Below are 18,559 nucleotides of genomic sequence, written 5' to 3' on the forward strand. Positions count from 1 at the left end.
CACAGTTTGAATTTTCGAACGAGCGAGCCGCATTAACGCCATTTGTCGGTTGCATGTTCGTTTTGGCCCTGCCTGCGGCAACTTTACCCCTCGCGGCAAATTTACCATTGAGTGACAGGCGATAGAGGTTATATTGTGCACTGCACAATGGATGCCCGCTGATCGGGATCCGGCAAGGGCAGGTTCCGGCGATCGCGCATGACGCAGAAAAGCCGACCATGGGCGCTTCAGCCCAGCTGAAAGGCGGCAGCATGAGAAATCCGGTACGGATATGAAGATCCCGAAATCCATTCTGATCGATCCGGACAACAACAAGGCCTATGCCGCCTTCGCCGTTGCGGTGTCGGTCTTTGCCTTCGCCTACTCCACCAATTTCGGCCAGATCCTGATCCTCGCCTACTATCTGGTATGGCTGCCGCTGCTGTTCGTCGACTACCGGCGTTTCGCCCGCGATCTCTCCAGCGCCTGGCTGCCGCTGCTGTTTGCGGCCTATGTCTGTTTGTCGCTGTTCTGGTCGCAAGCGGCCGGCACCAGCGCGCGGGCGGGGCTGCAATATTTCTCCCACATGCTGTGCGCCTACATCGCGGCGCGCACCATCAGCACGCGCACGCTGGTGCTGGGCTCGCTGATCGGCATCTTCATCGTGCTGCTGTATTCGCTGAAGGTTGGCGCCTATGCGCTCGACACTATCGACGGCACCACCAATTTCGTCGGCGCCTTCGGCTCCAAGAACCAGATCGGCTTCTTCGCCTCGCTCGGCATCTTCTTCTGCTTCGCTTTTCTGGCCTTCTACCGGCGCAACTGGATGAGCTTCGTCTGGACCGCGCCGATCATCCTGCTGTCCGTCTATATGCTGGCGATCGCCCACTCGGCGACGTCAGTCGCTTCGCTTCCGGCGGTGATCGGTGTCGTTGCCTTGCTTGCCATGAGCAAGGTTCTGTCACGCCGCTACCGCCGCGTGCTGTTCGTCGTCGGCGCTACGGCGCTGGTGGGCGGTGTGATGGCTGCGCTGAACCTTGGCTTGCTCGATGTCGTGCTCGGCATCTTCGGCAAGGATTCGACGCTGACCGGCCGCACCTATCTCTGGGAACAGGGCTGGGCCGCCGCGCAGCAGCGTCCGGTGCTCGGTTATGGCTATGCCGCCTACTGGATCCAGGGTTTTGCCGATCCGGAACGGCTCTGGGCCGAGTTCTACATCTCCACCCGCACCGGCTTCCATTTCCACAACACCTATATCGAGACGCTGGTCGAGCTCGGCTTCATCGGCGTGACGATGCTGGCGCTGATCATCCTGCGCTCCTTCTGGGGCCATGTTTCGAAGGTGGTGTTCGGTGACTGGAGCGCCGATTCGGTGGTGCTCGCCGGCGCGGTCGGCATGATGCTGATCCGCTCCTTCTTCGAGGTCGAGATCCTCGGCCCCTATTTCATGGCCTCGTTCATCGTCTATTACGGCCTGTTCAAGCTGCGCCCGGTGCCGCTCGCCAGGGCAAGGCGGGCCTATGTTCCGGTGCCGGACGAGAACACCGCCAACGGCCGCATGCCGGCGCGCGTCTGACTTGCTTATCTCAGGCGACGGCGCGCTTGCGCAGCATCAGCCGCTGCAGGAAGCGGCGCAACGGCTCGTCATAGACGCGCGTGGCGATGTCGGCGATGACGATGACCGAAACCGCCATGACGATGCCGAACCAGGGATGATGCGCGAACGGGTCGATCGCTGCGGCCTTGCCCGCCCCGGCGATGATCATCAGCAGCGGCGTGTGGATGATGTAGATCGGGTAGGAAATCCGCCCCAGCCAGCCATAGAGGCCTGACAGGCGCGGCGCCGTCGGCGCAATAGTGCCGACCACCACCAGCGCCGGGAAAACAAAGACGACGCAGGCGAGATCGTAGGCGACGCGCGCGCCGCCGGCCGGCGCGATGGCAAAGACGATGAGCGTCAGCGCGATCGCACCCTCGACCCACCAGCCGCGCCGCAGGAAGCCGAGCCCGCTTTGATAGCGTGTCATGGACCGGCAAAGCAGCACGCCCAGGAAGAACGAGAAACAGACGCGCGGCAGGCCGCTGATGATGGTCGAGCCGGTCATGCCGAAGTCGAGGGTGCCGGCCACGATCGAAGCGATGACCAGCAGCACCAGGCTGACGGCGATGAGCACGGTCAGCACGCGTTTCGTCAGCAGGAAGAAGACGGCGACATAGGCGATGTTGACGATCAGCTCGAAGAACAGCGACCACGACGCGGGGTTGAGCGGAAAGATCGTGTGATAGGCATCGCTGACCAGCGGGATGAAGAACATGCCGGTCGTCAGCATGGTGCCGATCTCGGAGATCGGCATGTATTCCGCCGGAATCAGCCGGTTCTTGACGATGAGATAGAAGAAACCGAGCAGCGTGCCGGCGAGGTAGAGCGGGTAGAGGCGTATCAGGCGGATCGCCAGGAACGTGCCGAAGCCCATGCCGTTTTCGATCTTGCGGTCATAGGCATGCGCGATGACGAAGCCGCTGAGCAGGAAGAACAGGTCGACCGCCAGATAGCTCGACGGCAGCACCTTGCCGGCGGCCAGGAACGGCGAGAAGTGGTAGAGCATGACGCTGATCGCCGCGACGCCGCGGATGGCATCGAGATTGAGGTAGACGTGGCGCGGTGCGGCGGGCTGCATGGAATGCCTTCAAGCGGTCGAAAAACGGAAGTTCCCGCCCGCACCCTGGCGCGAACGAGCCGAACTGGTTCCTCCCGCCTCCATCGCGCGGGCCTCGCCGAGCGAGCCCGAGCGCTAGAGCAATTCCGGGAAAAGTGGGAAACGGTTTTCCGTCCGGAATTGCTCCAAACAAGCAGGTTACTGGCTGGCCGTCGGCGCCAGCTTCACCTTGATGACGTCGCCCGGCAGCACCGGCGTATCTTCCTTGGCGTCGATCTCGCTGGTCTTGCCGTCGGTCACGCGCACCAGCGAATAGATGAGCGCCGGCTCTTCATTGTTGTTTGTGATGGCGGCGGTCGTGGCCGGGTCCGATGCTTGGGCCATCAGGCCCTGTTGCATGTTGACCCTGAGTGCGGCTTCGTTGAGGTCTGCTTCGACCTGCTGCCGGTCGGCGGCAAGTCTCGAGTTCAACGTGTTCTGGGCATCGATGGCATCCTGCGTCGCCTTGCTGACCGACTGCTTGGCGGTGAGGACCGCCGTCTCATAGTCCAGGATCTTGCCCTGCAGATCGGTGACCGACTGTTGCGAGGAAAGCAGGCGTGCGTTGGCGACCAGGCCCTTTTGCGCCAGCGGACCGATACTGTCCGCCTGCTGCTGCGCCAGGTCGACCTGCTTTTGCTGGTTGACGATCTTTTTCTGCAGCGCCTCGATTTCGGACTGCAGGACCCCCTTCAGATCGTCAAGCGCCTGCAGCTTCAGCTTCAACGCTTTCTGGTCGGAGATCAGGATCTGCATTTCGTCGGCGACGATTGTCGCCAGGCGCGGGTCGCCCTCAACTTCCTTAGGCGCCTCGAAACTCTCCTTGCCGGCGAGATCGGCATCGATGCGGGCACGCTTGACGATCAACCGCACGCGCTGGTCGTCATAAATGTCGAAATTGCCCTTGGCGGTGATCAGGTCCTTGCCGAGCTGGGTGCCCAAATCGGCGTTGCGCCGGATGCCGCCGGCGATGCTGATCGCCTTGAGCACGGTCAGCTCCGGCACATAGGGAAACTGGCCAGGCGTCTGGATCTCGCCCGAGATGTAGAACGGCCGGAACTGCACCATTTCCACCGAGGCTTCCGGCTTGTCCGACAAGGCAAGCTTGCGCTGCAGGGCGACGCTGATCGCGGCCGCAACCTCTGACGTGGTCTTGCCGGCGGCCGGCAGTTCGCCGACGAACGGCACCGACAAATTGCCGGCTGGACCGACCGAATATTCGCCGTTTACCGCCGACCAGTCACGGAACGTGCCTTCCACCGTCTGCCACTCGGCGACGCGGATGTTGAGCTTGTCCTGCGAGCCGAGCCGGTACTCGTCGGCCATGGCCGGAACCGCGAGTGACAGAGCGAGGCACGTGGCGACGAGCCGTGCCGGCCGCATCGGGCCGGCAAGGCGAAAATACGCTGATATGTCTGTTTTCAACTGACGTTTCCGATCCGTTTTGGCCCCATCCGCCCGATAGGCCTGCTGCCGAGTGCCTCCTTCGGAACCTGGCAGAACACTATGGCTGCAATGCGAGACCGGCCCATCGCCGAATAGCTTTGGACCGGATTGGCTTCGGGCCGTGCCGGCCCGATTGCTGACCAGTTGCGGTCGGTCAGTAGGAACCGCGCGACATCCACACCGCAGGCACGGTCTTGAGGATGATGCGAACGTCTTCGAACAGCGACCAGTTCTCGACATAGTGACGGTCGAACGCGACGCGACTGTCATAGGAGACATCGTTGCGTCCGCTCACCTGCCAGAGCCCGGTCAGGCCCGGCCGCGACTTCAAATAATAGACCGCGGCGCTGCCGTAGATCTCAAGCTCGTCGCGCACCACCGGGCGAGGCCCGACAAGGCTCATGTCGCCCTGCAGGATGTTGATGATCTGCGGCAGCTCGTCGAGGCTGAGCTTGCGCAGAACGGCGCCGACGCGGGTGACGCGCGGATCGTTCTTCAGCTTGCGGGTCGCGATCCATTCGGCGTTGGCTTCCGGATTGGCCGCGAGATAGGCGGCCAGCACACGTTCGCCGTCTTCGACCATGGTGCGGAACTTGAGGCAGGGGAAAATCCGCCCACCGCGTCCGATGCGCTTGTGGCCGTAGAAGATCGAGCCGCCGTCGGAAAGCTTGACCAGAAGGGCCACCATCAGGAACAGCGGGCTAAGCGCCACCAGGCCGACAAGTGAACCGAAAACATCGAAACTGCGCTTCAGCAGCCCGCCGATGGGTGGCGGAAAATCTACGCCGACATGCGAAAATGCCGCATTGGCCGACTTGGCAACGTCCCTCATGCAAAAGCTCCATACGTTGAACGGATGGTTTATGCCACGATACCAAAAAAATGCTGCAGCGCAACACACAATTTCCCATATGGCTGAAATAGTCACGTCAGGAATTGACTAAATAATAAACGCTCCTTGCCCAAATTTTGCCCTTTATGGCGGGTTTGTGACGAATAATTAGCAACCGTAGGAAATGTAATGCCTTTTTTCGGCGGGTTTTGGGCAAATCGTCCTTTGCCGCAGAGGGAGCGGCTTTAACTGATTTTCGAATCACTGGCTTTGCTAAATTAATCAAGTAAAATACTAATCAACATTGTAGATTCTACTGTAGTATAAAGCGCATGACGAGTTAGGTCACCACCCCTGCGTGTGCATCGCAGCATGGCGGAGTCCAAGCCGCCGCCAACCCGAAAATTATTGCTGGTTGCCCTTGCCGTCAGTTTCGCGCCTTAATAGAGTCGCAAATTATTCCTGATAGAGTCTGGATGGGTTGGGAAGGCCGGAAGCAACCGGCCGAAAAAGAGCAGCTAAATAAGCTCGCATGGCGAATGGGGAGATACTCGGGTGGGTAAGTCATCGCTTTTGCATGCTCGGGCCGGTTGACGGGCCGCCGAACATGTCATTACCAAAATTCGTCATTGGAATGGTTTTCGCCCTCGCGATCGTGGTCGCGTGGTCCTATGTCGACGGCGCGACGGTCACCACAACGGTGCTTCGCGTCATCGGCTGCGCTGTCCTCATCCAAGTCGGTTATTTCCTGCTGGTGTATGTTATGATCGCCAGCAGCGCGCCGACATCGGCCGACAGGGCTCGCGACGCCGAAAGAAGCCTCGGCGCCGACAAGGCGGTTGAAGGCGAGAAGCTCTCGGCGAGGCGCAGCGTGCATTGAGCAGTCTGAAGCCGCAAGGTCGGCCTCGGATCATCTTGCAGCCGGACTCAGCCTGCTTCGGCCGGCTCGGGTTCCGATTGCTCGCCTGAAAGCATTTTCGACAGGCGGCTGCCGGCCTTCGCTTTCAACCTCTGATATTGCCCCACTTCGACGATTCGTCCGTTTTCGACTGCAACCACCCAGTCGGCGAAGGCGATCATCGATGGCCTGTGCGCAATGGTCAGGATCGTCATCGATCCGCGCAAGCCGTCGATCGATTTGGCGATCAGGGACTGGTTCTGCCAGTCGAGCGCGCTGGTCGCCTCGTCGAGAATGAGCAGCGAAGGTTTGCGCAGCAGCGCGCGCGCCAGCGCGATGCGCTGGCGTTCGCCGCCCGAGAGCCGGACGCCGCGGTCGCCGACCACCGTGTCGAGCCGCAACTCCAGCCGCTCGACGAAGTCGGCGCCATGCGCAGCGCGCAGTGCAGTCCACAGCTCCGCGTCACTGGCTTGCGGCGCGGCAAGGCGCAGATTGGCGGCGATCGTATCGTGCAGCAGGAACACGTCTTGCGGCACATACGCCACCTGGTCGCGCCAGCGCCGGCGGTTGGCGGCGCCGATCTCGACGCCATCGGCCAGGATCTTGCCCTCGCTCGGTTCGAGCAGGCCAAGCAGCATGTCGGCAAGCGTGCTCTTGCCCGAGCCTGACGGACCGATCAGCGCCGTTACCTTGCCGGCGGGAAGGCCAAAGGTGACATCGCTCACCACCGGCTTGCCGCCGGCCTCATAGGCAAAGGAGACATTGCGGATGTTGAGCCCGACATCGAGCGACAGCTTGGCATCCGATTCAAGGTTTGCCGGCTCGCGTTCGGCATCGAAACGCGCCTGCATGTCGCGCATCGAGGCATAGGCCGGCAGGTTGATCAGCACCTGCTGCGCCTGCATCTGCATGTCCATGAAACGCGGCGCAATGCGCATGAACACCAGAAGCAGCACAACGATCTCGGCCAGTGAGAGGTTGAAGCGGATCAGGGCGACATAGATGAACAAGCTCAGACCAATGACGCTGGCGACCTGGAACAGAGCGGTGCCGATGGTGCTGTTGCGGACGTAGTTGATGTTGTCGGCCTTCATCTTCTCCAGCGTCGCGCGAAGCTGTGCGTAATAGGTCGCCTCGACATTCAGGCTCTTGGCCACCTTGATGCCGCCGAGGAACTCCGAGACCGTTCGGTACTGCTCCTGGCGATTGCTGGTCAAAACCCGGCCGAAGGCGCTGGCTCGTGCCCGAAACGGCTGCAGCGCCAGGAAGGTGACGATGCCGACGACAATGGCAAATGCCGTCATCACTGTCGAAATGAACAGCGAGACAACGAGATAACCCGCCAGAAGCACGGCGATCTGCACCAGCATCAGCAGCGAGAACGCCGCCGACTGCACGCGGTCGATATCGCCGGTCAGCGCATGGTCGAGATCGGAGCTGCGCATGCGCGCGAATATCCCCCACCGCGCCTTGCCGATGCTCTCGAACAGGTTCATGCGCAGGCGATTGATGAAGTCGAGCAGCAGCCGCGCCATGTAGACGGATTTATAGCGGTTGAACGCCGCCTGCAGCGCGACAAGCCCGACCAGCAGGCAAAGCACCGTGGTCAATTGCAGCGTTCCGTCCGGAGCCAGCCAGCGCACCCAGTCGCGGTCAGGCAACCTGACCGCGAAATTCTGCTCGGGTCGCCCGACCAGATGCAGCAGCGGCACCAGAAGCAGGATCGAGATGCCTTCGGTCAGGCTTCCCAGGATCAGGAACAGCAATGCCGTGAAGGTCCTGCGCCCGCCGATCCGGGCCATGGCGGCGCCGAAGCCGGCGACATCGCGGTAAAACGAAAAGCGCAGGATCTGCGATGCGGACATGTCAGTCACCGCGGCCCTTTGTCGGCCGCCAGATCGTTTTCGATCAGGGCGACGGCTTCGCCGATACGGTCGAGCCCGGTGGGCACTTCGAGGCGACAGACGCCGATCTGGCTGGCCAGGGCGGCGCATTGGCGAAGATGTGTCGTGGCAAAATCGCCGACCAGGGCTGGACGGCCGAAACGCGTCACATAGGAAAATTTGATGATCGCCGGCAGGGCGCCGATGCCTGGCAGCGGCGTGATCGCTGCCTTGTCGCTGCGCTCGAGGATATAGATCCGGGTCGCCGGCACCGCGTCTGCCGCAAATCCGGCGTGCAGGCGGTGCTGCATCTTGTCGATCGCCGCATGCACCTGCGGGCGTATCTCTGCCTGGCGGATGGGAAACGCGGCGGCGGCATCGGCGGCGAGTTTCAGCTGCGGAAAACCCGGAACGATCATCGGCCGGTCCGTGAGATCGAGCGCCACGACATCGTCGGTCAGCAATCGATGCCCGGCACGGATCATCGCGCTCGCCGTCGTCGATTTGCCGGCGCCCTTGTCGCCCATGAAGACAGCGCTCTTGCCGCCGACCGCAATGGCGCTGGCGTGCAGGATGAGCAGGCCGCGCTGGTGCAGGAGCAGTGCCATGACCGGACCGAGCAGCGGAAACGCCAGCAGCGCATCGTCGACATCGGGCGCCGGCTCCACCTCGATCCGGCAGGCATCGGTGATCAGGAAGGCGCCGACCGTCTGCCATGCCAAATATTGCTGCCGCGGCTCGAAACGGAAAGCGGTTCCGGTCTCGGGCGAGGGTTTTGGCAGGTCGATCGGGCCGACCGTGATCAGCACATCGACGCAAGCTGGTTCGCTCGGCTCTAGCTCAGGCAGTTCGACCTGCGAAGCGATCGTCAGCCCATAGGCTTTGTAGAAGTGCTGTGCGCGAGCAGCAATTGCATGGCGGTCATCAGCGGCAAGAGGCATGTTGGCCGGCATCATCATTGGCTCCCGCGCTGTTGCACCTGCCGCAGCCACAATGATAGCGAAATCGAACGCCATACATACTGGACATCGGGCAAGGTCGCGGCCTCGGGTTGGCTGGAAATGCGGCCATAGGCGGCGGTCACCTCAGGCAGGTTGACGTAAGGGGCAATCCGCGCCGCATCTTTCACCAGCACCTTGTCCAGGAGATCGCGGTGATTGCCCAGCATGCCTTTGACCAAATTGGAGGTGAAATCGATCTTGTCGCGCCGCCACTGCACCGCCGGGGGCAAAATTCCTTCCATGGCACGGCGCAACACCGAGCGGCCAAAGCCCTGGTTCAGCTTTTCCGCGCCGGGCAGTGCCAGGCAGAACTCGACCAGAGGCTTGTCCCAGAAGGGGTAGCGCGGCTCGACGCCGAAATTCGCCGCCGCCTTGTCGAGTACCTCGAAGGCGTGCGGCACCATGCCGTTCGACAGCAGCCAGCGATGGGTCAAGGTCTCGCTGGCGCTGACCGCGGGCGACATGTAGCCGGCCCGGCGAAAGCGCTCGACGAGGTCGGTACGCATCGCCAAGTCCGTATTGATCAGGCCGCGCCAGCTCGTCGCCGGCCGCCCAGTTGGATGGCGCCGCAATTTGCCAAGCACGCGGTTCGCGAACCGCTTGATTCTCGCGATGCGCCAGGCCGGCCCGTAAAGGGTAAGGAACTGGTAGTAGAGGCCGAGCATGCCGTCGCCATAGGTGTTGGAGGCGCTGCGCAGCTCGCGCCACAGCTCCATCCATTTGCCGGCGTCGGCGAGTTCGTGCAGATGGCCGTGGCCTTGCGAAACCACCTCGTCGCCACCATGGCCGTCCAGCAGCACCTTCATGCCCTTGCCGCCGGCCGTCCTGTAGATGTCGCGGGTCAGCGACAGGCCGGGGGCCAGGAACGTTTCTTCCTGCTCCTCCAGAATGCGTTCGAATTCCGCGAAGGGCGCGTAGTTGCCGACGGAAATCAAAGTGCCGTCGACCTGCTCCTGTCCAAGCACCGCCTCGATGAAAGGCCGCTCGTCCATCGGCGAGCCCTTTTCGAACACCAGCGAGAAGGTCGGCAGCCTCGGTCTTTGCTGGGCGGCATTCTGCAGGCCCGCCACGCAGGCGATCGAGGAGGAATCGAGGCCTCCGCTCAGCATCGCCCCGACCGCAGGCGTGCCGCGCATGCGGTTGCGGACCGATTGCGAGAACAGATGGCGGAATTCCTCGGCCGTGTCCGCCCGCATCGGTCTTGGCGACGGTTCGATCTGCCAGTAGCGGCGCAGCACCACCTGGTTGCCGGTCACTGTCAGACTGTGGCGCGCCGGCAGGCGGAAGATATCGGCATAGGCTGTCGACTGCGGATCGTCGGGCAGCCCGGCCAGGAATCCCGAAATCTGGTGTTCGCTGATGCGCATGTCGACGCCGCCGGCATCGAGGATCGGCCCGATCTCCGAGGCAAAGACGAAGCGCCGGTCGCTCGAATGATAGTAGAACGGTTTGACGCCGAAATGGTCGCGCACGCAAAACAGCTGCCGGCGCTCGCCATCCCAGATGGCAAAGGCGAAGTCGCCTTGCAGATGCTCGGGGCAGGCTTCGCCCCAGCGCAGATAGGCGCGCATCACAAGCACGGCGTCGGCAACCGAATTGTCCCGGATGCCGAGCCTGGCCAAGAGTTCGTCGCGGTTGTCCAGCCGGCAATCCGCGGTGATTGCGAGCTTGCCGCCGGCCATGGTCAGCGGGCCGGGGCCGGCTTCATCGGTGGTGTTGAGCCAGGCGTGGCCAAGAACGACGCCCTCGTCGATCCACCACGAACTGCCGTCAGGCGCGCGATGCTGCATGCGGGCAAGCATGCGCTGGATGTCGGCCGCGGCGGCCTGCCTGCCTTCCTGCCTCAGCAGAATTCCGGCGACGCCGCTCATCGCTCACTGGCCGTGGTCGACGAGATGGTTAAACCTGCCAAGCGAGCCGCCGAGCACGATATGGTCGCCGCTGACCAGCCAGGCATGCGCCTTCAACTCGGTGGCGGTGCCGGTGCCGCGCTCGATGCCGATGCGGATTTTTGAGGCGTTGCCCTGGCGAGCAAGCAAATACTGGCCGGAAAGCGCTTGGGTCAGACAGCTTGCGCCAGGCACCAGGCGGGCAGCCGCAGCCACGCCCCAGGCGACACGCCTGAGATCGCCGATGTCGGCTGGTTCGCGCGCGTCGAGCCGGGTCACCATGCGGCGCACTATGTTGTAGGAAAGCAGCGTCAGCCCCAGCCGCACCGCCACGACCACCGCAAGGCAGTGGGCGAGAAAGAGCATCTCCGGCCCGCTCAGCGAGAAAGCTCTAGACAAGTTCCTCATCATGGAGCCTCGCAAGCCCGGCGTCCGCCAAGCCCTTCAACAATCCATCGACATCGGCCTTGCAGCGTTCCGGATCGACATTGTAGCGATCCAGCACGGCGCTGCGGATTTCGGAAATCGGCCGCGGCTCCTGGATCAGCTCCCAGATATAGGCGCCGACGCTGTTCAGGCTGTAATAGATGTTGGACCTCATATCGAGCAGCGCCAGGCCGTTGCCGAATTCGCAGGCCACGGCATCCTTGCTCGCGCTCATCCGATCATGGTCCGTGGGGTTCCAGTCCATTCCTAAACCTCGCTCACAACCAACGCTTCGGCAATTCCGGACAAAGACGCGAGAGCCGGGGTTTGACCCCCGACTCTCCTTAGTGCGCTCTGTTTGCAGAGTCCGGACTTTGTCACCCCAACGAGAGAATACTCAGGAGAAGGTGAGTTCGCCGACCGGCGTATGTGCCGGAAACGAGGCGTCGAGTGCCGTAGTACCGCTACCGCCTTGCGTGATGGTCTCGATCGAGCCGTGGACCGTCAGGCTAGGGGTTTCGTACTCATGCTTTTCAACATTCTGTTCCAATTTACTCTCCACTTGTGGACTGGAAGCGGCCTGTCGATTGCCGGCAGCGAGCTATTGCTGCACCGCAATAGCTGCATGGCAGCATTTATGAGTCAAGTCTGATTTACCCGCCGTTAATCAATTTCCGGTTGCGGTTGCCTTCAATGGTGATCAAAACCGCTTGCATTTTCACAGCCTAGGCGATTTCAGCGCAGTGTCCGTGGTGCTTAACTAAGCAACTGATTTTATTACATTAAATTTTCTAGTCGATGCTCGTCATTTGGGGCGCCGGCGCGTTCCCACAAGATTGTTGCTGACGTGTCCGCAGAGGCTCCGATCAGGCGACGCCTTGCATCACGTTGTACGACTGTGTCGCCAGACGTCCAGGTTGCAGGAAAATTGTCTCCAAAGGAAAAACTGGACGCGGCGCATGAATTTGGCGATGCTTTGCTTCGCAGTTGCAATATAACGCGCCTGGCGAATTTTTTGCGGAGATGCTGCAGCATATGGCATTGCAGGAAGGGACCTTCGAAAGGTTGCGCGCCGCTGGCTGCGCCGACGAAGTGGCCTATGTGCAGGCTTGCCTGCGGCTGTTCTTCGCCTCCAGGGCGAGCCCCAGCGCCGCGCCTGCACCGGCCATCTCCGTTGCCGATGTTTGCGACATCGCCAGGCTGAACAAGGTCGCCACCTTCATGCTGAAGGCGCTGTCGCGCCCACCGGCGGGCGAGACGCCGCCGGGATTGCTCGAGTGGCTCGACACTTATCGCCGGCGCACGATTGCGATGAACTCGTCCGGCATCATGGATTCGATGGCCATCGACAAGGCGCTGCGCGGCAGCGGCATCGATTTCGTCTTCCTGAAGGGGCCCCTCCAGCAGCAACTGCTCTATGGCGATCATTTCATGAAGCCGTCCGGAGATGTCGACATATTGGTGTCGCCGGCCGGCTTCTTTAGAGCTCGTGATGCGCTGCGCTCGATCGGCTACGCGGTCGCCGGCAAGTCCCGCTCCGTCTGGTGGGTGCGCTTTCTGGGCGAGCAGCACATGGTTCGCAGCCAGGGTCGGAAATTGTCCACCGTCGATCTCCATTACCGGCTCCAGCAGCCGGGATCGCCGAGCCCGCGCGATACGGAAGGGTTCCTGCGCCGCAAGCGCGCGCTTGCGATCGCCGGCTCCAGCGTGCCGTTCGTCTCGGCCTCCGACACTTTGCTTCTGTCCTGCATCAGTGTCGCAAAGGCGCTGTTCAACCGCGAGCCGTGCGCGGGCTATGTCTGCGATGTCCGGGCCGCTGCCGGTCGGCTGAGCGAGGCCGAGCAGCAGACTGTGCTCGACTACGCGGCCGAGCAGGGGCTGGCTGACACCCTGCTGCTGGGCCTGCGCGCCGCCGATGTGGTGCTTGGTGGCGCCGGCACGCTGCTGTCGGATCGGGCCACCAGGATCCTGTCACGCATCGGCAATGAAGACCTGTTCCACATGGTCATCGCGCCGTGGCTGTCGTCGCTCCGATGGCCGCAACGGCGCACCGTTTTGTGGGAATTGTGCGGCCGCGAACCTGTCCGCTACATGGCCGAGGCCGGCTGGGCCGCGTCAGCCGACCTCAGCCGGCGGATTTTCGAGCGGGAAAGCCGGTGACGATGAGGGTCGTCAGACAGCAGGCAGAGAACGTGCCGTCCCGATCCGCCGGGGATGGATCATGGGAGGATGGATCGGGGTCCGGCGCCGCGCGCCGGGAGGGCGAGGAGCCTCGCGACAATTTATGCAATCGAAAGGCCACCCTATGTCCATGACAGAATCCCGAGTCTGCGTGATCATCGCGGCGCGCAACGCGGCCCGGACCATTCCCGCAGCCATCGCCTCGGCGCTGCGCGAGCCGGAGGTGGCGGAAGTCGTCGTCGTCGACGACGCCTCCACCGATGACACCGCAAAGGTGGCCAGCGCTGCCGATGATGGCAGCGGCCGGCTTTCGGTCATCCGGCTCGACGCCAATCGCGGCCCGTCCTTCGCCCGCAATACCGCCATTGCCGGGTCGAAATCACCTTTCATCAGCATTCTCGACGCCGACGATTTCTTCCTTCAGGGACGGTTTCGCCAGCTGTTTGCCAGCGCCGACTGGGATTTCGCCGCCGACAACATCATGCTGATCCGTGACGATACGGCGACCGATGTCTCGAAGATCGTCGCCCCGTCCTTTTCGGCGGACCCGGAATTCCTCGACTTCGAGCGATTCATCGAGGGCAACATCTCCAGACGGCGTGTCCAGCGCGGCGAACTCGGCTTTCTCAAGCCGGTGATATCAAGAGCTTTCCTCGACAGGCATGGGCTGCGTTACGACGAGAACCTGCGTCTCGGCGAAGATTACGAACTCTACGCTCGCGCCTTTGCCCTTGGCGCACGCTTCAAGGTCATCCGTTCCTGCGGCTATGGCGCGATCGTGCGCGCCGATTCGTTGAGCGGGCACCACAAGACACAGGATCTGAAGCGCCTCGCCGATGCGGATCTGGCACTGCTCGAGATCGACAGCCTGCCGGAAGGCTCCAAGGCCCTGCTGCGCAAGCACGAGCGGCATGTGCGTGACAAATACCGGCTGCGCAATTTCCTCGATGTGAAGGCCGAGCGCGGCATGGCGTCTGCCGCCGCCTATGCGCTGGCCAGCCAGTCGAACCTCGTTCCTATCGTTGTCGGCGTGGCCGCCGACAAGCTCGATGCGTTGTTTCGCCACGCCGGTCTGTCCCCGCGGCAGCAGCCGGTGCCGCCCTTGCGCTTCCTCATGGCCGTTACCAACACGGCGGCGCAAAAGTAGGCTCCGCCAAGTCCGGGACGGCGGCCGCAAGGCTGAAAAAATTGCCTTTCTGAAACTCGGAGGTTGCCTACACGCCCCGACGATGGCACTGTATGTTGCGGTGCAGCAATTTTGGAAGGCCAACCGGATGGCTTCAATTTTCGGCTTCAGGTCCAGGGACCCAGCGCGCGACAAGCAGACCGATCTGGCGCGTTTCGACCGTCTGGCAAAGCTGTTGGATCAGATCACGGCCGAGATTGCGGCCGAGAAGACCGGGTTGGAGGCCCGCTACCGGTCGAAGTCCACCAACGCGGCCTTCCTGGTCGAGTCGATGGAGAACGGCTCGGCGTCGGCAAGCAAGCTGTCGGAAGTCGGCGAGCTGACGAAGTCCATCCTGAACTGCGAACAGCGCATCGCCGAGCTGGTGCGCCAGACGAGCCGGATGAAGGAACTGCGTCATTCACTCGACGCGATCGTCGGCGAGGATGGCCAGAGTTCTGATTCGCACCGGGAATATGTCAAACCCGCAGGTCGCTTCGGCTGAACACGGTCACACGAGACACAGAAGAGAAAGTTCGGGGACGGAGGATCGGGATCGGCCCGTTAGCAATGTGGGCCAATCGGTGACTTTGGGTTGGGGCGGAACAGCACAAAGGTGAATTGATATGAACGCAGATCCGAAGACGACGCCCATGGCGGCAATCGATGCCATGACTTCGACGCGGCCAAATCGGCCAATGCGTCTTGTAAACCCAACGCGTCTTCTATCCGTTGGTGCGCTTCTGTTGGCGGCAGCCGCAGCTCTGCTCGGCGCCGCCCACCCCTCCAGCGCCCAGGACGCCTCCCCGGAGATGCAAAGCGCACCGTCCTTCGTCGACGAATTCAAGAGTTTCGATCGTTCGCGCTGGTATGTCTCCGACGGTTGGTCGAACGGCAATCACCAGAACTGCACCTGGTCGAAAAGCCTGGTAAAATTTTCCGACAACATGCTGACGCTCGGCTTCGAAAAGCGCAAACTGAAGGACCGCGAGTTCGCCTGCGCCGAGGTCCAGACCAAGCAGCGCTTCGGCTATGGGACCTATGAAGCACGGATGAAGACCGACACCGGATCCGGTCTCAACGCCGCTTTCTTCACCTATATCGGCCCTGCCGACAAACAGCCCTGGTATGAGATCGACTTCGAGGTGCTGACCAAGGATACATCCAAGGTGCAGGTCAACAGCTACATCGCCGGCAAGCCCAAGAACGAGAAGCTGGCCGAGGTCGAAGGCGGCGCCGACAAGGGCTTCAACGACTATGCCTTTATCTGGGAAAAGGACCGGCTGCGCTGGTACGTCAACGGCAAGCTGGTCCAGGAGGTGACCAATCCCGAGCAATTGCCGACCCACTCGCAGAAGATATTCTTCAGCCTCTGGGGCAGCGACACGCTGAAAAACTGGATGGGCGCCTTTTCCGACCCCGGCCGCCAGGTGACGATGCAGGTGCAGCGCGTCGCCTTCACCGCGCTCGGCCAGCCGTGCCAGTTTCCGGAATCGCTGGCATGCAGTGTAAGCAGCATAAAGTAGATCTGAACCGGCCCGGCTATATAAGGCCAAAGGGCGTGAACAGGAATTAACCCGAATGAATTTGACGGTCTTTGGAATTGGCTATGTCGGTCTCGTGCAGGCCGCGGTGCTGGCGGAGGTCGGGCACCAGGTGGTGTGCGTCGATGTCGATGAAAAGAAGGTCGAGCGGCTCAACCAGGGCCTGGTGCCGATTTTCGAACCGGGACTGGAGGCCCTGGTCAAGGAGAACCACGCCGCCGGCCGCATCAAGTTCACCACCGATGCCGCCGCCGGCGTCAAGCATGGCGAGATCCAGATGATTGCGGTCGGCACGCCACCCGGCGAAGATGGTTCGGCCGACCTCAAATATGTGCTGGCGGTGGCCGAGACCATCGGCCGCGAGATGGACGGTCCCAAGATCGTCGTCGGCAAGTCGACCGTGCCGGTCGGCACCTGCGAAAAGGTGAAGGCCAAAATCGCCGCGACGCTGAAGGCGCGCGGGCGCCAGGACCTGGCTTTCGACGTCGCTTCCAATCCTGAGTTCCTCAAGGAGGGTTCCGCCGTCGCCGACTGCATGAAGCCTGACCGCATCATTGTCGGCACCAACAGCGAGGGTACCGAGGCGGTGATGCGCGAGCTCTACGCGCCGTTCAACCGCAACCACGAGAAGATGATCGTGATGGACGTGCGCAGCGCCGAATTCACGAAGTACGCCGCCAACTGCATGCTGGCGACCAAGATCTCCTTCATGAACGAAATGGCCAATCTGGCCGAGCAGCTCGGCGCCGACATCGAGGAGGTACGCAAGGGCATCGGCTCGGATCCGCGCATCGGCTACCACTTCATCTACCCCGGCCTCGGCTATGGCGGTTCGTGCTTCCCCAAGGATGTCCGCGCGCTGATCAAGACCGCCGAAGGTGTCAAGTTCGACGCCAAGCTGCTGCGCGCCGTGGAGGAGCGCAACAATGCCCAGAAGTCGGTGCTGTTCGACAAGGTGCACCGTTATTTCAAGGGCAGTCTCAAGGGCAAGACCTTCGCGCTCTGGGGCCTCGCCTTCAAGCCCAACACCGACGACATGCGCGAGGCGCCGGCGCGCGTCCTGATGGAGGCGCTGTGGCAGGCCGGCGCCAATGTGCAGGCCTACGATCCCGAGGCGATGCAGGAATGCCAGGCCATCTACGGCCTGCGCGACGATCTGCTTTTGTGCGGCACCAAGGAGGCGGCGTTGCGCGGCGCCGACGCGTTGCTGATCGCCACCGAGTGGAAGAGTTTCCGCGCCCCGTCCTTCGACGCGGTGAAGGATGCCCTGACCACGCCGGTCATCTTCGATGGCCGCAACCTCTATGATCCCAAGGTCATCGCCCGTCACGGCATCGAGTATTTCTCGATCGGCAGGATGGCGGCGTGAAGGCAGGGCGGCACAACGCGGAGCCAGGTTCATGAAAGTTCTGTTTGCAGGCGGCACCGGCTACCCGCCGCAATTCAGCGGGGGCGTCCAGTCGAGCACCCACCACTTGGTCGAGCAATTGCGCGAAAACGGTCACGAGGCATCCGTTCTGGCAGCGCTGTTCGGCGACGGCATGTTCGGCTTCCGGGCGCGCGCCAAGATGAAGCTCCTTCGTCAGCGCGCGGTCATCGACAATTTCCCGGGCTATCCGGTTGTACGGGCGTGGTTCCCCTGGGAAGCGGCCGACTTCGCCGTCAAAAAGTTGAGGCCGGATGTCGCGGTCGTGCAGTGCCACAATTCGGTGCCGATCGGCAGAGAGTTGCAGAGGCTTGGCGTGCCGCTGACTGTCTATCTGAGGAATGTCGAATTCGACGAATTGGCCGGCGATCTGCGTGAGCTCCATTCGGCGGTCTATATCGCCAACTCCGAGTTCACCGCGCGCGCCTACAAGGCAAAATTCGATATCGATTCGACGGTTATTCCGCCGACCATCAATCCCGCGTTCTACAGCACACCGACGACCGGTGAATTTGTCACGCTCATCAATCCATATGAGGAAAAAGGCTTCGATCTTGCGGTGCGCATTGCCGCCGGCTGTCCCGAGATCCCGTTCCTGTTCGTCGAAAGCTGGAAGCTCGACGACGATCATCGAGCCCGGATCGAAGCAACAATCTCTCCCCTCCAGAACGTCAAGCTGGAAAGCCGCACCAGCGACATGAAGACGGTCTACGGCCGCACGAAAATCCTGCTTGCGCCCAGCAAATGGGAAGAAGCCTGGGGCCGGGTGGCCTCGGAAGCGCATTGTAGTGGCATTCCCGTGGTCGGCTCGCGGCGCGGCGGTCTGCCGGAAGCGATCGGCGCCGGCGGCGTGGTACTGGACTACGACGCCCCGCTCGCCGACTGGGTCGCAACGGTCAGGCGGCTGTGGAGCGATGAGGCCGAGTACAAGCGGCTGTCAGCGACAGCACGTCAGTTTTCGGAGCGGCGGCAAATGAACCCCGACAGCCAGTTCGCAACGTTCATGGGCGTTCTCGACCGCGCAAGACGTGTCGGTTTGGAGCGCGCAGCCTAAACGCGTCGTGTTGCAGTTCAGCTGAGACGCTGCACGACCGTGGTCGCGCAAAGTTCCCGTTAGCCAGGTCCAGGCGTCGTGCGCCCGTCCGGATCACTTTTAATTGCTGCAGTGCAATATTTTGTGGCACTGCAGCAAT

General features: G+C 62.1%; 17 protein-coding genes. 8 read left to right on the forward strand and 9 right to left on the reverse strand.

Features of this window, described 5'->3' with window-relative positions; genetic code table 11:
• Nucleotides 1–271: 271 nt before the first annotated feature.
• A complete protein-coding gene (locus X750_RS161315; RefSeq protein WP_023689977.1) occupies nt 272–1,555 on the forward strand; it encodes an O-antigen ligase in 1,284 nt (427 codons plus the stop codon).
• A 10-nt stretch (nt 1,556–1,565) separates the two neighbouring features.
• Here the strand turns inward: X750_RS161315 and X750_RS1000000163600 are convergent, their stop codons facing one another.
• The 3 genes from X750_RS1000000163600 to X750_RS161305 all read right to left on the reverse strand — a co-directional run bounded on the left by X750_RS1000000163600 (nt 1,566) and on the right by X750_RS161305 (nt 4,953).
• Entirely contained in the window at nt 1,566–2,657 is a 1,092-nt protein-coding gene (locus X750_RS1000000163600; protein ID WP_023696958.1) for an acyltransferase, read from the reverse strand.
• A gap of 177 nt (nt 2,658–2,834) precedes the next feature.
• Nucleotides 2,835–4,058 carry a polysaccharide biosynthesis/export family protein gene (locus X750_RS161310; RefSeq protein WP_032904309.1) on the reverse strand — a complete coding sequence of 408 codons (1,224 nt, stop codon included), beginning with the start codon at nt 4,056–4,058 and terminating at the stop codon, nt 2,835–2,837.
• A gap of 217 nt (nt 4,059–4,275) precedes the next feature.
• Complete coding sequence (locus X750_RS161305; RefSeq protein ID WP_023746616.1) at nt 4,276–4,953, reverse strand: sugar transferase; 678 nt, start codon at nt 4,951–4,953, stop codon at nt 4,276–4,278.
• A 577-nt stretch (nt 4,954–5,530) separates the two neighbouring features.
• Between X750_RS161305 and X750_RS161300 the strand changes: the two genes are divergently transcribed.
• The gene (locus X750_RS161300) at nt 5,531–5,833 is read left to right on the forward strand and encodes an exopolysaccharide production repressor exox (RefSeq protein ID WP_348524462.1); all 303 of its coding nucleotides are present in this window, start codon (nt 5,531–5,533) and stop codon (nt 5,831–5,833) included.
• A 47-nt stretch (nt 5,834–5,880) separates the two neighbouring features.
• Here X750_RS161300 and X750_RS161295 read toward each other — a convergent pair whose 3' ends face one another.
• From X750_RS161295 to X750_RS1000000164000, 6 genes are all read right to left on the reverse strand, one after another.
• Complete coding sequence (locus X750_RS161295; protein ID WP_023715552.1) at nt 5,881–7,716, reverse strand: ABC transporter ATP-binding protein; 1,836 nt, start codon at nt 7,714–7,716, stop codon at nt 5,881–5,883.
• A 5-nt stretch (nt 7,717–7,721) separates the two neighbouring features.
• Nucleotides 7,722–8,690, reverse strand: a complete 969-nt coding sequence (locus X750_RS161290; RefSeq protein WP_023715553.1) for an HPr kinase — start codon at nt 8,688–8,690, stop codon at nt 7,722–7,724.
• Nucleotides 8,690–10,606, reverse strand: a complete 1,917-nt coding sequence (locus tag X750_RS161285) for a lasso peptide isopeptide bond-forming cyclase (RefSeq protein ID WP_023715554.1) — start codon at nt 10,604–10,606, stop codon at nt 8,690–8,692. Before X750_RS161285 ends, X750_RS161290 begins: the two co-directional genes overlap by 1 nt.
• 3 nt (nt 10,607–10,609) lie before the next feature.
• Nucleotides 10,610–11,023 carry a lasso peptide biosynthesis B2 protein gene (locus tag X750_RS161280; RefSeq protein ID WP_245271228.1) on the reverse strand — a complete coding sequence of 138 codons (414 nt, stop codon included), beginning with the start codon at nt 11,021–11,023 and terminating at the stop codon, nt 10,610–10,612.
• Nucleotides 11,016–11,285 (reverse strand): PqqD family protein, encoded by a 270-nt coding sequence (locus tag X750_RS161275; protein WP_245259933.1) that lies wholly within the window; start codon nt 11,283–11,285, stop codon nt 11,016–11,018. The genes X750_RS161280 and X750_RS161275 overlap by 8 nt, the downstream gene beginning before the upstream one ends.
• Before the next feature lie 162 nt (nt 11,286–11,447).
• Nucleotides 11,448–11,600: a lasso RiPP family leader peptide-containing protein gene (locus tag X750_RS1000000164000; protein ID WP_023684233.1), complete on the reverse strand. Its 153-nt coding sequence runs from the start codon at nt 11,598–11,600 to the stop codon at nt 11,448–11,450.
• 485 nt (nt 11,601–12,085) lie between these two features.
• Here X750_RS1000000164000 and X750_RS161270 point away from each other — a divergent pair, with 485 nt between their 5' ends.
• From X750_RS161270 to X750_RS161245, 6 genes are all read left to right on the forward strand, one after another.
• Complete coding sequence (locus X750_RS161270) at nt 12,086–13,210, forward strand: nucleotidyltransferase family protein (protein WP_023746619.1); 1,125 nt, start codon at nt 12,086–12,088, stop codon at nt 13,208–13,210.
• A gap of 145 nt (nt 13,211–13,355) precedes the next feature.
• Nucleotides 13,356–14,378 carry a glycosyltransferase family 2 protein gene (locus tag X750_RS161265; protein ID WP_023746620.1) on the forward strand — a complete coding sequence of 341 codons (1,023 nt, stop codon included), beginning with the start codon at nt 13,356–13,358 and terminating at the stop codon, nt 14,376–14,378.
• 127 nt (nt 14,379–14,505) lie between these two features.
• Nucleotides 14,506–14,901 (forward strand): hypothetical protein, encoded by a 396-nt coding sequence (locus tag X750_RS161260; protein WP_023746621.1) that lies wholly within the window; start codon nt 14,506–14,508, stop codon nt 14,899–14,901.
• A 121-nt stretch (nt 14,902–15,022) separates the two neighbouring features.
• A complete protein-coding gene (locus tag X750_RS161255) occupies nt 15,023–15,922 on the forward strand; it encodes a family 16 glycosylhydrolase (RefSeq protein WP_023746622.1) in 900 nt (299 codons plus the stop codon).
• Nucleotides 15,923–15,977: 55 nt separating this feature from the next.
• Nucleotides 15,978–17,309, forward strand: coding sequence for a UDP-glucose/GDP-mannose dehydrogenase family protein (locus X750_RS161250; protein ID WP_023668805.1), 1,332 nt, complete (start codon nt 15,978–15,980; stop codon nt 17,307–17,309).
• 31 nt (nt 17,310–17,340) lie between these two features.
• Nucleotides 17,341–18,420 carry a glycosyltransferase gene (locus X750_RS161245; protein ID WP_023746623.1) on the forward strand — a complete coding sequence of 360 codons (1,080 nt, stop codon included), beginning with the start codon at nt 17,341–17,343 and terminating at the stop codon, nt 18,418–18,420.
• The last annotated feature ends 139 nt before the right edge of the window (nt 18,421–18,559 follow it).

Origin of the sequence: Mesorhizobium sp. LNJC391B00, assembly GCF_000502535.1 — a bacterium.
Classification (GTDB): Bacteria; Pseudomonadota; Alphaproteobacteria; order Rhizobiales; family Rhizobiaceae; genus Mesorhizobium.

Coding starts and splice junctions, on each gene's coding strand:
- X750_RS161300 (WP_348524462.1), top strand. CDS start 5,531: ATGCTCGGGCCGGTTGACGGGCCGCCGAACATGTCATTACCAAAATTC.
- X750_RS161275 (WP_245259933.1), bottom strand. CDS start 11,285: ATGAGCGCGAGCAAGGATGCCGTGGCCTGCGAATTCGGCAACGGCCTG.
- X750_RS161315 (WP_023689977.1), top strand. CDS start 272: ATGAAGATCCCGAAATCCATTCTGATCGATCCGGACAACAACAAGGCC.
- X750_RS161270 (WP_023746619.1), top strand. CDS start 12,086: ATGGCATTGCAGGAAGGGACCTTCGAAAGGTTGCGCGCCGCTGGCTGC.
- X750_RS161290 (WP_023715553.1), bottom strand. CDS start 8,690: ATGATGCCGGCCAACATGCCTCTTGCCGCTGATGACCGCCATGCAATT.
- X750_RS161245 (WP_023746623.1), top strand. CDS start 17,341: ATGAAAGTTCTGTTTGCAGGCGGCACCGGCTACCCGCCGCAATTCAGC.
- X750_RS1000000163600 (WP_023696958.1), bottom strand. CDS start 2,657: ATGCAGCCCGCCGCACCGCGCCACGTCTACCTCAATCTCGATGCCATC.
- X750_RS161260 (WP_023746621.1), top strand. CDS start 14,506: ATGGCTTCAATTTTCGGCTTCAGGTCCAGGGACCCAGCGCGCGACAAG.
- X750_RS161285 (WP_023715554.1), bottom strand. CDS start 10,606: ATGAGCGGCGTCGCCGGAATTCTGCTGAGGCAGGAAGGCAGGCAGGCC.
- X750_RS161295 (WP_023715552.1), bottom strand. CDS start 7,716: ATGTCCGCATCGCAGATCCTGCGCTTTTCGTTTTACCGCGATGTCGCC.
- X750_RS161310 (WP_032904309.1), bottom strand. CDS start 4,058: ATGCGGCCGGCACGGCTCGTCGCCACGTGCCTCGCTCTGTCACTCGCG.
- X750_RS161305 (WP_023746616.1), bottom strand. CDS start 4,953: ATGAGGGACGTTGCCAAGTCGGCCAATGCGGCATTTTCGCATGTCGGC.
- X750_RS161250 (WP_023668805.1), top strand. CDS start 15,978: ATGAATTTGACGGTCTTTGGAATTGGCTATGTCGGTCTCGTGCAGGCC.
- X750_RS161265 (WP_023746620.1), top strand. CDS start 13,356: ATGTCCATGACAGAATCCCGAGTCTGCGTGATCATCGCGGCGCGCAAC.
- X750_RS161255 (WP_023746622.1), top strand. CDS start 15,023: ATGAACGCAGATCCGAAGACGACGCCCATGGCGGCAATCGATGCCATG.